This is a genomic window from Arenivirga flava, from assembly GCF_030161575.1.
Taxonomy (GTDB): domain Bacteria; phylum Actinomycetota; class Actinomycetes; order Actinomycetales; family Microbacteriaceae; genus Arenivirga; species Arenivirga flava.
In genome coordinates this window covers 2466675-2481441 of record NZ_BSUL01000001.1, presented here as the reverse complement: position 1 = coordinate 2481441, position 14767 = coordinate 2466675, and the positions used below count along the sequence as shown (strand labels likewise).

Below are 14767 nucleotides of genomic sequence, written 5' to 3'. Positions count from 1 at the left end.
CAGGAGAAGTCGTCCGAATGGCAGCACGGCGTCGAGGCACCGCGCATCGCGCACCGAGCGATCGCCCGCTCGCCGCCCGCATCAGCGAGGCCGTCGAGGACTTCGCCGCGCATCGTCCGGCGCGCTTCGCGATCGGCATCTTCACCGCCCTCATCCTCATCTTCACGCTGCTGCTCTGGCTGCCCGTCTCGTCGCGGGTGAACGGGGAGAGCGGATGGACGCCCTTCGTCGACGCGCTCTTCACCGCGGTCTCCGCCATCTGCGTCACCGGCCTGACGGTCGTCGACATGGCGACCCACTGGACCACCTTCGGCAACGTCGTCATCCTCGTCGCCCTGCAGGTCGGCGGCATCGGCGTGCTCACGTTGGCGAGCATCATGGGCCTCATCGTCGCCAAGCGGCTCGGCCTGCGGCAGAAGCTGCTCGCGGTCGGCGACAACTCCCCCATGCGCGTGCACCGGCCCGTCGCCGAGAGCCAGGCGCTGAAGCTCGGCGAGATCGGCGGGCTGCTCTCGACCGTCGCGATCGGCACGCTCATCATCGAGGGCACGCTGACGCTGCTGCTCATCCCCGCGATGCTGCTCGAGGGCTTCGACCCGTGGACGGCCGTCTGGCAGTCCTTCTACTTCGCCGCCTCCGCCTTCACGAACACGGGCTTCACCCCGAACGCCGAGGGCATGGCGATCTTCGCCGACGACCCCTACGTGCTCGGCGTCATCTCGCTGGGCGTCTTCCTCGGCAGCGTCGGCTTCCCGGTCATCTTCGCGCTGGCGCGCTACGCGAAGCAGCGCGGGCGCCTCGCCCTGCACGTCAAGCTCACGCTGGTGACCACGTCGATCCTGATCGTGCTGGGCGCGCTCGCCATCACGGTGCTCGAGTGGTCGAACGGCGCGACGCTGGGTGCCCAGGACGGATGGTTCCGGCCGATCACGGGCACGTTCCTGTCGATCATGACCCGCTCGGGCGGCTTCTCGACGGTCGACATCCACGAGATGAACGGGTCGAGCCTGCTCATCATGGACATGCTCATGTTCGTCGGCGGCGGCTCCGCCTCGACGGCCGGCGGCATCAAGGTGACGACCCTGGCCATCCTCTTCATCGCGGCCTTCGCCGAGGCCCGCGGCGATCACGACATGCAGGCCTTCGACCGGCGCATCCCCAACGACGTGCTGCGCTTGGCGGTCAGCGTCGTGCTGTGGGGGCCACGATCGTGGCGACCTCGACCGTCGCCATCCTGCACATCACGAAGGAGCCGCTCGACTTCGTGCTCTTCGACGTGATCTCGGCGTTCGCGACCTCGGGGCTCTCGACGGGCCTCACCGAATCCCTGCCCGACTCGGGCAAGTACATCCTCGCGGCCACCATGTGGGCGGGCCGCGTTGGTACCGTGACGCTGGCGGCCGCCCTGGCCGCGAGCCAGCGCGCCCAGCTGTTCCGACGCGCCGAAGAGAGGCCCCTCGTTGGTTGAACGCATCGCGCACGACGCACCCGTGCTCATCATCGGTCTCGGCCGTTTCGGCGCCGCCACGGCCGGCCAGCTCGAACGGCTCGACCGCGACGTGCTCGCCGTCGACACGGACGCCGGCCTGGTGCAGAAGTGGGCAGAGCGGGTCACCCACACGGTGCAGGCGGATGCGCGCAACATCGACGCGCTGCGCCAGATCGGCGCGCAGGACTTCTCCATCGCGGTCGTCGCCGTGGGTTCCTCGATCGAGGCGAGCGTGCTCATCACGGCGAACCTCGTCGATCTGAAGATCCCGCAGATCTGGGCGAAGGCCATCAGCCAGTCGCACGGCAAGATCCTCGCGCGCATCGGCGCGAACCACGTGATCTACCCCGAGGCCGAGGCCGGGGAGCGCGTCGCCCACCTCGTCAGCGGGCGGATGCTCGACTTCATCGAGTTCGACGACGACTTCGCCATCGTCAAGATGTACCCGCCGAAGGCGATCCGCGGCATGAGCCTGAACGACTCCGGCATCCGCACGAAGCACCGGCTGACCGTGGTCGGCGTGAAGAGCCCCGGCAAGGAGTTCACCTACGCCACGCCCGAGACGGTGATCTCGAACCACGACCTCATCATCGTGAGCGGCAACTCGCACGACATCGAGCGGTTCGCCGGACTGCAGAGCTGAGCCTCCGGCACGCCGGGTTCGCCGGGCCCCGCCCGCTGTGCGACTCGTCCGGCCCATCCGCCGTGCGATTCGGAGGAGATCGGCCGCCCTCGGCAGCGACGTCGAGCGCAGCCGCACGGTTGCGCCGGTTGCGGCGACGGTGATCTCCTCCGAATCGCACGGGGCTAGCTGTACTTCCTTGGGAGGTTGTGAACGTTGGGGGCGTTAGCGAAGGCCTCCGGGACGATGTGAGTTACGACACACATCACCATCCACGGAGGCCTTCGTGACCCACGCTAACGCGCCATTCACCCCGGAGGGCAGGACTCGTCTTGCCCGGTTGATCGTCGAGGAGGGCTGGTCGGTGCGCCGTGCTGCGGAGCGGTTTCAGTGCTCGCCCGCGACCGCGTCGCGTTGGGCTGCCCGGTTCCGGGCCGGGCAGGCGATGACGGACCGGTCCTCAACGCCGCATCGTTCGCCATCGCGGACGACGCGGCGGCGGGAGCGGCGGATCGTCGCGCTGAGGTTCACCCGCCGTTGGGGTCCGCACCGCATCGGCTACCACTTGCGCATCCCGCGCTCCACGGTCGAGCGGGTCCTGGCCCGCTACCGGATGCCACGCCTGGTGCATCTCGATCAGGCCACCGGGCTCCCCGTTCGCAAGGCTGCCCCGGTCCGGATGGAGGCGACCCGGCCGGGCGAGCTGGTCCACATCGATATCAAGAAGCTCGGGCGCATCCCTGACGGCGGCGGGCACCGGATGCTCGGCCGCACGGTCGGGAACCGGCACAACAAGAAGCGGGGCCGGGGTTACGCGTTCCTGCATCACGCGATCGACAGCTACTCGAGGTTGGTCTACTCCGAGCAGCACACGGACGAGCGCAAGGAGACCGCGGCCGGGTTCTGGTTGCGGGCGCGGGCGTTCTTCGAGACCGCGGGCTTCACCGTCAGCGCGGTGATGACCGATAACGGCTCTTGCTACCGCTCCCGCGTCTTCGCGACGGCGCTCGGCGACGTCAAGCATCGACGCACCCGCCCCTATCGGCCACAGACGAACGGGAAGGTCGAGCGCTTCAACCGCACCCTCGCGACCGAGTGGGCCTACGAACGGCTCTACTCCACCGACGAAGCCCGCTCAGCGACCTACGTCGACTGGATCCACCACTACAACCACCACCGGCCCCACACCGGGATCGGCGGGCTCACGCCCGCCGACCGCGTTCACAACCTCACTGGGAACTACAGCTAGCGGCGGGTGCGCGGGTCCGAAACGAGCGGATGTGCGGCTCGCTCAGGCGCTGGAGCCGTCGCCCTGGGACCCGCTGCCCTGCGAGCCGTCCGGCGCAGCCGGGGCCTGACCCCAGCCGTCCGGCGGCGTCATGCCGCCCGGGCCTCCCTGCGGGAACCCCTCCTGGCCGAAGCCGGGCGGGCCCGCGACCGGCCCGAGCGTCCGCCCGACCAGCGTGCCGGCGCCGAACGCGCCGCCCAGCACGATGAACGCCGCCACGGCGAGCGCGGTGACTCGCACCCAGCGACGCCGGTGCCAGGCGGCCTCGCCGGCGGCACGGCGGAGGGGGCCGCGACGTCCGGCGGAGCGGCGGCGAACTGGGCGGTGGAAGGCAGCGGCGTGGTCTGCGTGTCGGTCATGATGCGTCCTCTCGGGGTCCGGCTGGAGACCCCCACGATGCGGACTGCTCCTCGCCCGCACCGATGACGCAGCCCGGCTGCCACCGGGCGTTCCCCCTGGAACGGCTATGCCGCATCCGCTCGCCCGGTGCACGCACCAGCCGCCCTCGACGAGCCCCGACCTTCCCTTCGGGGCGCTCCGGCGACAGCGGGGCATGCGTCCGCGCGCACCATCGTCGCCGAAGCGCCCCAACGCAGAGGGGAGCGCCCCAACGCAGAGGAGGAGCGCCCGAGCCGGCGCGAAAGAACGCCCCGACCGCGGAGAGGACCGCCCGAGCCGGCGCGCCTCAGCCGGCGGCGAGCTCCTTCGCGCGGGCGATCGCGGCCTCCGCCGACGCCTCGAAGAGGTCGGCGAGGCCGGCGCCCTCGAGCACGGCGACGGCGCGCTCGGTGGTGCCCTTCGGGCTGGTCACCCGGCGGCGCAGCTCCTCGGGCGGCAGTCCCTCGTGCGCGAGCAGCTCGCTCGCTCCGCGGAAGGTCGCGTCGACGAGCACGCTCGCCTGCGCCTCGTCGAAGCCGAGCCGACGGGCCGCCTCGCGGTACTGCTCGATGAGGAAGAACACGTACGCCGGCCCCGAGCCCGAGATGGCGCTCAGCGCGTCGATCTGCGACTCCGGCAGCTCCACGACCTCGCCGACGGTGGCGAAGACGGATGCGGCGAGCGCCGCCTGCTCGTCGCTGACGGCGGAGCCCGCGCTCACGCCGGTCACGCCGAGCCGCACGACGGAGGGGGTGTTCGGCATGGCGCGCAGCACGGCGGTGCCCTCGGGCAGCCTGGCCTCGATCGACGCGATGGTGACGCCCGCGGCCACGCTCACCACGATCGCTCCGGGCTCGAGGGCGGGGGCGATCTGCTCCGCGAGCTCGAGGATGCCCGCCGGCTTGACCGCCAGCAGCACCACGCCGGCGCCGCGGACCGCTTCGAGGTTGCCCTGCGGCTCCACCTCGGTCGCGTACGAGGCCACGCCCTCGGTGCGCAGCGCATCCGCCTTGGCCGCCGTGCGGTTGGTCACCCGCAGGCCGCCCTCGACGACGACGGAGGGATCCAGCAGGCCGCTGAGGATCGCACCGCCCATCGATCCGGTTCCGAGAATGGCGATGGCGGGGAGCGTCGTGGTCACCGCCCCATCCTAGGAAGCTCCGCCGACGGGGCGGCCGTCCTAGGATCGGATGATCCGAGCGGAAGGAACTGCCCGTGAGCGCATCCGGCGGCAACAAGGCGATCATCGCGGCCCTCGCGGCCAATCTCGGCATCGCGGCCACCAAGTTCATCGCCTGGCTCGTGTCGGGCTCCGCCTCGATGCTCGCCGAGGGCGTGCACTCGCTGGCGGACTCGGGCAACCAGCTGCTCCTGCTGCTCGGCGGCAAGCGCGCGCGGCACGCCGCCGACGCCGACCACCCCTTCGGTTACGGGCGCGCCCGATACCTCTACGCCTTCGTCGTCTCGATCATCCTGTTCACCGTCGGCGGCGTCTTCAGCGTCTACGAGGGCGTCGACAAGCTGCAGAATCCGCACGAGCTCGACACCGTCTGGCTGCCGATCGTGGTGCTGCTCATCGCGATCGCGCTCGAGGGCAACTCGCTCCGCACGGCGGTCAAGGAGGCGCGACCGCTCAAGGGCGACCGCACCTGGTTCCAGTTCATCCGCAAGGCGAAGGCGCCCGAGCTGCCGGTGGTGCTGCTCGAAGACACCGCGGCGCTCACCGGCCTCGTGCTCGCGCTCGGCGGCGTCGGCCTCAGCGCGATCACCGGCGACGCGGTGTTCGACGCCCTCGGCACGATCGCGATCGGCCTGCTGCTCGTGGCGGTCGCCGTGCTGCTCGGCGTCGAGACCGCCAGCCTGCTGATCGGCGAGGGCGCGGGCCCGGACGACGTGGCGCGCATCCGCACCGCCATCCTCTCCGGCGACGAGGCGAAGGGCATCATCCACCTGCGCACCCTGCACCTGGGCCCGGACCAGCTGCTCGTCGGCGCGAAGATCGCCATGAGCGCCTCGAAGCGGCTCAGCCAGGTGGCCGCCGACGTGAACGCGATCGAGGCGCGCATCCGCGAGGCCGCGCCCCTGGCGACCGTCATCTTCATCGAGCCCGACGTGTACGTGAACCCGCGCGCGCAGCAGCCGGCCACCGACGCGATCGTCATCCGCGCCGCCGACTGAGGCGAGGCGGAGCGAGCGGATGCGGTCAGCGCCGCCCCGCGAAGAAGTCCGTCAGCAGCGCCGCGCACTCCTCGGCGCGCACGCCACCGTAGACCTCGGCGCGCTGGGGCAGCCGGCGATCCCTGAGCAGGTCGAGCACCCCGCCGGCGGCGCCCGCCTTGTCGTCCCAGGCCCCGAAGACGACCATCGGCACGCGGGCCGCGAGGATCGCGCCCGCGCACATCGGGCAGGGCTCGAGGGTGACCACGAGCGTGGCGCCGTCGAGGTGCCAGTCGCCGGTCGCCCGGGCGGCCTCGCGCATCGCGACGATCTCGGCGTGGGCGGTCGGGTCCCGGTGCAGCTCGCGCTCGTTGCGCCCCCGGCCGATCACGCGACCGGATGCGTCCAGCACGACCGCGCCGACCGGCACGTCCTCGCTCGCGAGGGCCGATCTGGCCTCGACGAGCGCCTCGTCCATCCAGGCCTCGAAACGGGCGGGGGCGGCGGTCATCGCGGCGTCCTCCCGGGGCTCGACCAAGTACCCTGAAGCCTATGCGAGTCCACGTTGCCGACCACCCCCTCATCACCCACAAGCTGACGGTGCTCCGCGACAAGAACACGACGTCGCCCAGCTTTCGCGCGCTCACCGAGGAGCTCGTCACCCTGCTCGCCTACGAGGCCACCCGCGAGGTGCGCGTCGAGCCCGTCGAGATCGAGACGCCCGTCACGAAGACGGTGGGCATCGCGCTCAGCGACCCGAAGCCGCTGATCGTGCCGATCCTGCGCGCGGGCCTCGGCATGCTCGAGGGCATGGTCAAGCTGCTGCCGAGCGCCGAGGTCGGCTTCCTCGGCATGGTGCGCGACGAGGAGACCCTGCAGCCCACCACCTACGCCGAGCGCCTGCCCGACGACCTCGCCGGCCGCCAGTGCTACGTGATCGACCCGATGCTCGCCACCGGCGGCTCGCTCATCGCCGCCATCGACTTCCTGCTGCAGCGTGGAGCGGATGAGGTCATCGCCGTTTGCCTGCTCGGTGCGCCCGAGGGCCTCGAGGCCGTCAAGGCGGCCACCGCCGGCAAGAACGTGACCGTCGTGCTCGGCGCCGTCGACGAGAAGCTCAACGAGCACGGCTACATCGTGCCCGGCCTCGGCGACGCGGGCGACCGCCTGTACGGACTGGTGTGATGCCGTAACTGTTACGCGGTGTTGCGACGAGGGGCGCCTCGCCGGGTCGAGTCTGTTGACACCGGCGAGGCGTTTCGCGTTTACTTGCGACCTATGACCTCCCACGCGCCCACCCTGACCTCCTTCGAGGCTCTCGGGGACGCCGGCATGATGATGCCGGTGCGCTCGGTCATGTGTTGCCGAATGTGCGCTTGATCGACCGATCGCGCCGAGTTCACCCCTCCAGGGGTTCCGAACTCCCGGAGTCGCAGCACCCACGCGGTGCCGACCCCGCCACCCCCAGCAGCAACACCACTCCGGTGAGCACGTCCGGCGCATCCGCCGCGGCTCCCGACGATCGTGAGGACACTCCGATGACGCTCGTGCAGTTCGACATCAGCTCCGCCGCCCAGACTGCCCCCGCCGCGCAGCCCGCGCCGCGCCGCCTGCGCGCCGTTCCCCCGGCACCGAGGCCCGCGGCTTCGCCCTCTACGTGGGCATCGATGAGGCCAAGGCCGCCGCCGTCGGCACCGACCTCGGCCAACTCGTGCAGGCGCTGAAGGAGACCGTCGCCCGCTTCGCGCCCGACGCCGAGAGCTACGCCGCCGTTGCGCTGGCGCCCGAGGGAGCCGGCGGCCGCGACGTCGACGTCGTGCGCCTCGCCCTGCAGGACCCGGCCGCGCTCGCGAAGCACCGCCCGGCACCGGAGCCCGTCGCCGAGACGCGTCAGGGGGTCGTGATCGACATCTCGCGCAAGCGGGTCGCGATCGACGACCAGACCGCGCCGCTCACCTACAAGGAGTTCGAGCTGCTGCAGTTCCTCGTGCTGCGCGAGGGTCGCACGGTCGAGCGGGCCGAGATCATCGACGGCCTCTGGTCCGACGGCGAGGACGAGGTGCCCAACGAGCGCACGATCGACGTGCACGTGCGCCGCCTGCGCTCGAAGCTCGGCGCCTACGAGGAGATCGTGCGCACCGTTCGCGGGCTCGGCTACCGCTTCGACCGGCACGCCGACGTCTCCATCCGCTACGCCAGCACCCCCAGCCCCGACGTGTTCTGACCCGCGGGGCGCGAGGCGCCCTTTGCTACCGTCGTCGGATGACACGACACGACGAAGTGCCGATCGAGGACTCGATGGAGTCCACCCGCAAGTGGCGCATCATCGGCCCGGGGCTGGTGGTCGCGGCCACGGGCATCGGGGCGGGCGATCTCGTCGCCACCCTCGTCGCCGGCAGCCGCTTCGGCTATGGGCTGCTGTGGGCCGCGATCCTCGGCGTGGTCATCAAGATCGCGCTCGTGGAGGGAGCCGGGCGGTGGACGCTGGCGACCGGCAGGAGCATCTTCGAGGGCTGGCGATCGCTCGGCCTCTGGACCACCCTCTACTTCGCGCCGTACATCGTGGTCTGGGGCTTCGTCTACGGCGCGGCCGCCATGTCGAGCACCGCGCTGCCGCTGGTGGCGCTCTTCCCCGACGTCGACCTGCGGGTCTTCGCGATCGGGGCCGGCCTGCTCGGCGCGGCGATCGTCTGGTTCGGCCGCTACCAGGTCTTCGAGAAGATCATCGCCGTCTTCGTCGGCATCATGTTCGTCACGGTCGTCGGCGCGGCGATCGTCACCCTGCCCAATCTGGGCGATGTCGCGAGCGGACTCGTGCCCGTCATCCCCGAGGGCGGCCTGTTCTACACGCTGGGCATCGCCGGCGGCGTCGGCGGCACCATCACGCTCGCGGCCTACGGCTACTGGCTGCGCGAGAAGGGCTGGGTCGCGCCGCGCTGGATGAAGGTGATGCGCCTCGACAACGGCGTCGCCTACGTGATGAGCGGCGTCTTCGTCGTCTCGATGCTCATCGTCGGTGCCGAGCTGCTGCACAGCGCCGGCATCGCGCTGGCGGACGGCGAGCGCGGACTGCTCGACCTCGCCGACGTGCTCGGCGAGCGCTATGGCGCCTTCATGGCCACGTTCTTCCTCATCGGCTTCGTGGCGACCTCGTTCTCCTCGATCCTCGGCGTCTGGAACGGCGTCTCGCTGATGTTCGCCGACTTCGTGGGCGAGCTGCGCGGCCTCGACAAGGACGACCCTCGGCGTCGGATCGGCGGCCTCTACTACCGGGTGTTCATCGTGCTGCTGACGGTGCCGCCCATCCCGCTGCTGTTCCTCGACCAGCCGATCGGGCTCATCGTGGCCTACGGCGTGCTGGGCGCGCTCTTCATGCCGTTCCTCGCCATCACCCTGCTGGTGCTGCTCAATTCGAAGCGGGTGCCGCGGCAGTGGCGCAACGGCTGGTTCGCGAACCTCGTGCTCGGCGTCTGCGCGCTGCTCTTCGTGGTGCTCGGCGGGCATCAGCTGCTCTCGGCGATCCCCGGCCTCCTCTAGCGAGCGGATGGGCCGGGTCGCGTTCGCGACCCGGCCCATCGTCGGTCAGCGCGGCGGCGCGATCGTCATGAGCACGCTCTGCGCGCGCAGCAGATCGGCCTCGATGCGCCGGCGTTCGTCGTGCAGGTGCTGCAGCTCCTCCCGGCTGGGCGCGGGGCGCTCCGGGCGGCGGCTCCAGGCGAGCAGGGCGAGGCCGAGCGCGCGGGCGGCGCGACGGAGCGCACCGGTACTGGGCGGATGGGTGGTGGTGCGGGCGACGAGCGACGTCGCTGCGGTGTTCATGGTGATGGGTTCCTTCTGGAGGATGCGGCGCGCAGACGCGCCTGGACAGCCCGAGCGGTCGGGCGATGATGGGGACCGCGGATGCGGCCGGGTTCGGCGGCGGACGCCGCGGGACCCCTGACGGGACGTCGGCCACCGCCGGGTGGGGCGGTGGGACCGGATGCTTCTTCTGCAACGTCACCGTGAACGGTGACGGAGGTCGTCAGCCGGTCAGTCGGTGAGGCCGCGGAAGAAGCGGGCGGTGCGGATCGCGTCCGCTCGGGTGATTCGGAAATCAGTCATTGCCAGCTCCTCTCTGCGTGTTCGGCTCGTTCACAGTAACGATGCGGGCTCGCGAACCGCAAGGCCCGGCGCTGGTCGGGTCCGGAATCCGCCGGTTCAGCGCCGCGGTCGGTAGCGGGCATAGGTCATGCCGTCGGCGTACGCCTTCGACTCGAGCAGCTCGAGGTCGAGCCGCACACCATCGGGCAGCACGCGGGTGCCCCCGCCGACGAGCACCGGGGCGGCCCAGAGCTGGAACTCGTCGATGAGCCCGGCGCGGATGAACGGCGCCGCGAGCGTCGGCCCCGAGATCGCGATCCGGCCGTCGTACTCGCCCTTGAGGCGCAGGACGTCGGCGACGGTCAGCTCGGGCACGACCCGCGTGCGCGCGGTGCGCGGCTCGGCGATGGTGTGCGAGACGACGATCTTGTCGCCGTCCGCCCACGCGCGGGCGTAGTCGCGCAGGTCCTGCTGCTCGTGCTCGATCCACTCGTCCCAGATCGCCATCTCGTCGTACATGCGCCGGCCCATGATGTCGAGCGTCGTCTCGCGCGCGAGCACGAGGGTCTCGGCGAAGACCTCGTCGGAGGGCATCGCGAAGTCGTAGCCGCCGTTGGCGTCGTTCAGGTAGCCGTCGGCCGACATGATCATCGAGTAGACGAGCTCGGCCATCGATGCGGTCCTCCTCCCGGGCCGTGCCCGGATGCGCGGCGGCGATCAGCGATGCCAGCGACGCTAGCCGCGCGTCCGCTCACCCGGCAAGAGCGCCGGCAGCAGGCGCACGAGCGCGCTGAGCGCGACGAGCTCGACCACGGTCTGGGTGACCACGACGAGCGGCACCAGCGGCGCGGGCAGCGCCAGCGCGAGCGGCAGCACCACGAGCGAGTTGCGGGTCACTGCGCTCAGCACGAGCGCCCGGCCGCGCGGCGCATCGACGCGGGCGAGGCGCACCAGCAGCGCCACGAGCAGCGCGACCGCGACGGCGAAGACCGCGAAGAGGCCCGCGGCGGGCAGCAGGCGGGGCAGGGCGGCGCCGATCGCGGCGAGCTGCGAGGCGACCACGACCAGCAGGGTCGCCATCATGAGCGGCACCATCGCGGCGGCGAGCCCCGACTCGGCCGAGCGAGCCGGGCGCCAGCGCGCGGCCGCCCACTGCAGCGCGGCGGCGAGCAGCAGCGGCAGCACGATGAGCAGCAGCAGCGCCTCGACGAAGGGCTCGGGCTCGACCTCGACGTGCCGACCGGTGATCAGCGGCAGCAGCACGGGCAGCAGCAGCGCCTGCGCCACGAGCAGCACCGGCGCGGCCGCCAGCAGCCGCTCGGCGGCGGCGCCGGCCATGCGGGCGAAGACGATGACGTAGTCGATGCAGGGCGTCAGCAGCACGAGCGCGGCGCCCAGCAGCACGGCGGCGTCGTGCGCGACGAGGCGGGTGAGCGCCCAGACCAGCGCCGGCACGAGCACGAAGTTCACGGCGCCGAGCAGCAGCAGGAAGCGCCAGTCGCGCAGGCTCTCGGCCAGCCGCCGGAAGGGCACGGCCAGGAAGGTCGCCAGCAGCACGAGCCCGAGCAGCGGGGTGATCGCGGGGGCGAGACCGGCCGCCTGCGGCAGCAGCAGGCCGAGCAGCGCGCCCGCGGCCACGGCGGCCAGCAGGAGCGGGGCCTGGTGCCGCTCCATCCATCCGCTCATCCCTCGAATGTAGGGCTCGCCGCTGTCGGTGGTGCGCGGCAGGATGGGCGCATGCGCTTCACCTTCGACGCCGAGCTGTACCGCTGGGCCGCGCGCAAGGAGCTCTGGACCTTCGTGGACCTGCCCGAGGACGCGGCCGACATGATCCGCGAGGTCGTCGGCGATCAGACCGGCGGATGGGGCTCGGTGCGGGTCGACGCGCGGATCGGCGGATCGAGCTTCCGCACCTCGATCTTCCCGGGCGGCGAGAGCGGCACCTACCTGCTGCCGGTCAAGAAGGCCGTGCGCGAGGCCGAGGGGCTGCTGCTCGGCGACCTGGTCGAGGGCGTCGAGGTGGAGCTGGTCGACTTCTGAGGCTCAGGCGAGCCGCAGCTCCAGCCCGGCCGCGCCCAGCGAGGCTGCGGCCTCCGCCGGCAGCGAGGCATCGGTGACCACTGCGTCGAGCTCGTCGAGACGCAGCGCGCGGTACTTGCCGAAGCGGCCGAACTTGCTGCTGTCGGCCAGCAGGACCGAGCGCTCGGCGGCGGCGACCGCGGCGCGCTTCGCCTCGATCTTGGCCTCGACCGGCGTCGTGACGCCGTGCTGCAGGTCCCACGAGCTCGACGAGATGAACGCGAGGTCGAGCGAGAGCTCGGCCAGTGCGAGACCGGCGAGCCGGCCCATGGTCGACAGGTTGGCCTTCTCGACGCGGCCGCCGATGCAGATGAGGTCGACGCCCGGGTGATCGAGGAAGGCCTGCACCGTCGCGAGGTCGTTGGTGACGACGGTGAGGTCGGCGACGTCCTGCAGGAAGGGGCGCATCGCCTGCACGGTCGTGCCCGCATCCAGGTAGACCGTCATCGCGTCGCGCACCATGCCAGCGGCGAGACGGGCGATGGCGGCCTTCTCGGCCACGTCCGCCTCCTGCTTCTCGGCCCTGCTGGGCTCGGCGAGCAGCCGCGACACGAGCTTGGCGCCGCCCGGGGTTGCGCTGACGCGGCCCTGCTCCTCGAGCACGGCGACGTCGCGGCGCACGGTCATCGAGCTCACCCCGAGCAGCTCGGTGAGCTGCCGGTAGCTGAGCACGCGCTCCCGTTGCAGGTGGCGGACGATCGTGTCGCGGCGCTGCTCGGGGATCATGGGCGCCGTCTGCGACATCGACCCTGCCTTCCTCGCGTCGGTCAGCCTACTGGCGCCGGCGTCCACGGGGTGCCCCAGCGCCCGGTGATGGCGAGCACCTGCTCGACCGGGATGAGGTTGCGCTCGCGACCCTCGGTGAGCACGGCGATGCGGCAGGCCTCCTCGAGCTCGATCGCGCTGTCGACCGCCCGCTCGATGGTCTCGCCGCTGACGACGGCGCCGTGGTTGGCGAGCAGGGCGGCGTGGAACGGATGCGGGCTGTCGCCGATGAGCGCGCCCATCGCCGGGTCGCCGGGCGCGGCGAACGGCAGCAGCGGCACCTGGCCGACCCGCATGAGCGAATACGGGGTGAGCGGCGGCACGGCCGAGTGCTCGGCCCACGGGGCGAGGCACGCGAGCGCGACGGCGTAGGGCGAGTGCACGTGCACGACGGCCTCGTGCGCCGGGTTCTTGGCGTAGAGGGCCACGTGCAGCGGCACCTCCTTGGAGGGCCTGGCCCCCTCGACGTGCGCACCGTCGCGCGTCAGCACGGCCAGGTCGCGCGGCTGCAGGGCGCCGAGCTGCGTGCCGGTGCCGGTCATGACGAGGCCCTCGCCGTCGCGGACGCTGAGGTTGCCCGAGCTGCCCGGGCTGAGGCCCGCCTCGACGAGGGTCCGGCCCGCCTCGATGAGCCGGTGCACGGCGCTCACGGCAGCAGCTCCCATGCGTTGGAGAAGAGGTCGACGGCGCCGAAGTTGCCGCTCTTGAGCACGATGGCCAGCTCGCGGCCGCCCTCGGCGACGGCGGCGCTCCAGCAGACGCCGGGCGCGAGCTGCGGGCCGATCCGCAGCACGTCGATGCCGAGCGCCTTGACGACGGCGCCGCTCGTCTCCCCGCCGGCGACGATGACGCGGTCGACGTCGCGGGCCAGCTCGGCCACGAGGCTCGACAGCACGCGCTCGACGGCCTCGGCGGAGGCGCCGCCATCCGCCGTGACATCGGCCGGCTCGCCCACGGAGTAGACGACCGGCACGGCGTCCGGGTCGAGCGTCCGCACCCAGGCGGCGAGCGCCGCGACCTCGGCGGCGGGATCGGCGAGGGCGTTCGCCACGTCCACCTTGCGCAGCGGGTGGCCCTGCTCGCGCGCATCCGCGATCTGACCGCGCGTGGCGGCCGAGGCGGAGCCGCAGACGACGAGACGGCGGCCGGCGAAGCGCGGGAAGGCGTCCGCTCGTCCGCTCGATGCGGGCGTCAGCCCGATCGCGAGGCCCGCGCCGCCGGAGAGCAGGCGCAGGTCGTCGGTGGCGGCGGCGATGCTGCGCAGGTCGTCGTCGGCGACCGCGTCGACCACGAGGTAGCCGGCGGGTGCGGCCGCGATCGCCTCGCGGAGCGCACCGGAGCGCACGACGGCGAGCGGGATCTCGGTGATGGTCGCCCGCGTCTGCGGGGCCAGCAGGTCCGCGAGGCGCGAGCGCGTCATGGGGGTGAGCGGATGGTGCCGCATCGGCGAGTGCTCGAGCAGCTCGCCGTTCACCGAGAGCAGGCCGTCCTCGACGGTGCGTCCGTTGGCGGGGAAGGCCGGTACGACGACCGTGCGGTCGGCGCCGAGCCGTGCCAGTGCGGCGTCGAGCACGGGACCGATGTTGCCCTCGTCGGTGGAGTCGAAGGTCGAGCAGTACTTCACGTAGAGGCGCTCGGCACCCCAGCCCAGCAGCCGATCGATGGCGGCCTCGCTCTCGGCCACGGCCTGCGCGACCGGGGCGGTGCGCGACTTGAGGGCGACGACGACGGCGTCGAGCCCTGCGAGGCGAGCGGGGTCGACGGGGCGATCCTCGATCACCACGGCGGCGCTGAAGCCGCGGGTGGTGAGGGTGGTCGCGAGGTCGGTGGCTCCCGTGAAGTCGTCGGCGACGGCGCCGAGTTGCATGGTGGACCTCTTCGTTCTGCGGGCGCCCGGGCGGATGCGGGC

At 72.0% G+C, this 14767-nt stretch carries 16 protein-coding genes and 1 pseudogene; 8 read left to right on the top strand and 9 right to left on the bottom strand.

The window, feature by feature from the left end:
* Positions 1–17 precede the first annotated feature (17 nt).
* From QQK26_RS11965 to QQK26_RS11950, 3 genes and pseudogenes are all read left to right on the top strand, one after another.
* Positions 18–1468, top strand: a pseudogene (locus QQK26_RS11965) (TrkH family potassium uptake protein).
* Positions 1461–2132 (top strand): potassium channel family protein, encoded by a 672-nt coding sequence (locus QQK26_RS11955; RefSeq protein ID WP_284233045.1) that lies wholly within the window; start codon positions 1461–1463, stop codon positions 2130–2132. The pseudogene QQK26_RS11965 and the gene QQK26_RS11955 overlap by 8 nt, the downstream one beginning before the upstream one ends.
* A gap of 265 nt (positions 2133–2397) precedes the next feature.
* A complete protein-coding gene (locus tag QQK26_RS11950) occupies positions 2398–3360 on the top strand; it encodes an IS481 family transposase (protein ID WP_284229504.1) in 963 nt (320 codons plus the stop codon).
* Positions 3361–3402: 42 nt separating this feature from the next.
* On the opposite strand, the gene QQK26_RS11945 is transcribed toward QQK26_RS11950, so the two are convergent.
* Together QQK26_RS11945 and proC are read right to left on the bottom strand one after the other, a co-directional pair.
* Positions 3403–3639, bottom strand: a complete 237-nt coding sequence (locus tag QQK26_RS11945; RefSeq protein WP_284233043.1) for a hypothetical protein — start codon at positions 3637–3639, stop codon at positions 3403–3405.
* Positions 3640–4084: 445 nt separating this feature from the next.
* Positions 4085–4918 carry a pyrroline-5-carboxylate reductase gene (gene proC, locus QQK26_RS11940; protein WP_284233041.1) on the bottom strand — a complete coding sequence of 278 codons (834 nt, stop codon included), beginning with the start codon at positions 4916–4918 and terminating at the stop codon, positions 4085–4087.
* 74 nt (positions 4919–4992) lie between these two features.
* Here proC and QQK26_RS11935 point away from each other — a divergent pair, with 74 nt between their 5' ends.
* Positions 4993–5955 (top strand): cation diffusion facilitator family transporter, encoded by a 963-nt coding sequence (locus tag QQK26_RS11935; RefSeq protein ID WP_284233038.1) that lies wholly within the window; start codon positions 4993–4995, stop codon positions 5953–5955.
* 25 nt (positions 5956–5980) lie between these two features.
* Here QQK26_RS11935 and QQK26_RS11930 read toward each other — a convergent pair whose 3' ends face one another.
* Positions 5981–6445, bottom strand: coding sequence for a nucleoside deaminase (locus QQK26_RS11930; RefSeq protein ID WP_284233037.1), 465 nt, complete (start codon positions 6443–6445; stop codon positions 5981–5983).
* A gap of 41 nt (positions 6446–6486) precedes the next feature.
* Here QQK26_RS11930 and upp point away from each other — a divergent pair, with 41 nt between their 5' ends.
* The 3 genes from upp (at position 6487) to QQK26_RS11915 (ending at position 9471) form a co-directional block, all read left to right on the top strand.
* On the top strand, positions 6487–7119 hold the full coding sequence (upp, locus tag QQK26_RS11925; protein WP_284233035.1) for a uracil phosphoribosyltransferase: 633 nt from the start codon (positions 6487–6489) through the stop codon (positions 7117–7119).
* Positions 7120–7591: 472 nt separating this feature from the next.
* Positions 7592–8158, top strand: a complete 567-nt coding sequence (locus tag QQK26_RS11920; protein ID WP_431308004.1) for a winged helix-turn-helix domain-containing protein — start codon at positions 7592–7594, stop codon at positions 8156–8158.
* A gap of 38 nt (positions 8159–8196) precedes the next feature.
* Positions 8197–9471 (top strand): Nramp family divalent metal transporter, encoded by a 1275-nt coding sequence (locus QQK26_RS11915; RefSeq protein ID WP_284233033.1) that lies wholly within the window; start codon positions 8197–8199, stop codon positions 9469–9471.
* Between the two features lie 45 nt (positions 9472–9516).
* Here the strand turns inward: QQK26_RS11915 and QQK26_RS11910 are convergent, their stop codons facing one another.
* The 3 genes from QQK26_RS11910 to QQK26_RS11900 form a co-directional block, all read right to left on the bottom strand.
* Entirely contained in the window at positions 9517–9753 is a 237-nt protein-coding gene (locus QQK26_RS11910) for a hypothetical protein (protein WP_284233031.1), read from the bottom strand.
* 378 nt (positions 9754–10131) lie between these two features.
* A complete protein-coding gene (locus QQK26_RS11905; protein WP_284233024.1) occupies positions 10132–10686 on the bottom strand; it encodes a dihydrofolate reductase family protein in 555 nt (184 codons plus the stop codon).
* Positions 10687–10749: 63 nt separating this feature from the next.
* Positions 10750–11700 carry an arsenic resistance protein gene (locus QQK26_RS11900; RefSeq protein WP_284233018.1) on the bottom strand — a complete coding sequence of 317 codons (951 nt, stop codon included), beginning with the start codon at positions 11698–11700 and terminating at the stop codon, positions 10750–10752.
* Between the two features lie 51 nt (positions 11701–11751).
* On the opposite strand from QQK26_RS11900, the gene QQK26_RS11895 reads away from it, so the two are divergent.
* Positions 11752–12054 (top strand): DUF1905 domain-containing protein, encoded by a 303-nt coding sequence (locus tag QQK26_RS11895; protein ID WP_284233016.1) that lies wholly within the window; start codon positions 11752–11754, stop codon positions 12052–12054.
* A gap of 3 nt (positions 12055–12057) precedes the next feature.
* Here the strand turns inward: QQK26_RS11895 and QQK26_RS11890 are convergent, their stop codons facing one another.
* From QQK26_RS11890 to otnK, 3 genes are read right to left on the bottom strand one after another with little or no spacing between them, the layout of a single operon-like run.
* Positions 12058–12837: a DeoR/GlpR family DNA-binding transcription regulator gene (locus QQK26_RS11890; RefSeq protein ID WP_284233014.1), complete on the bottom strand. Its 780-nt coding sequence runs from the start codon at positions 12835–12837 to the stop codon at positions 12058–12060.
* Between the two features lie 23 nt (positions 12838–12860).
* On the bottom strand, positions 12861–13508 hold the full coding sequence (locus tag QQK26_RS11885) for a class II aldolase/adducin family protein (protein WP_284233012.1): 648 nt from the start codon (positions 13506–13508) through the stop codon (positions 12861–12863).
* Positions 13505–14725 (bottom strand): 3-oxo-tetronate kinase, encoded by a 1221-nt coding sequence (gene otnK / locus QQK26_RS11880; protein ID WP_284233010.1) that lies wholly within the window; start codon positions 14723–14725, stop codon positions 13505–13507. Before otnK ends, QQK26_RS11885 begins: the two co-directional genes overlap by 4 nt.
* Positions 14726–14767 lie beyond the last annotated feature (42 nt).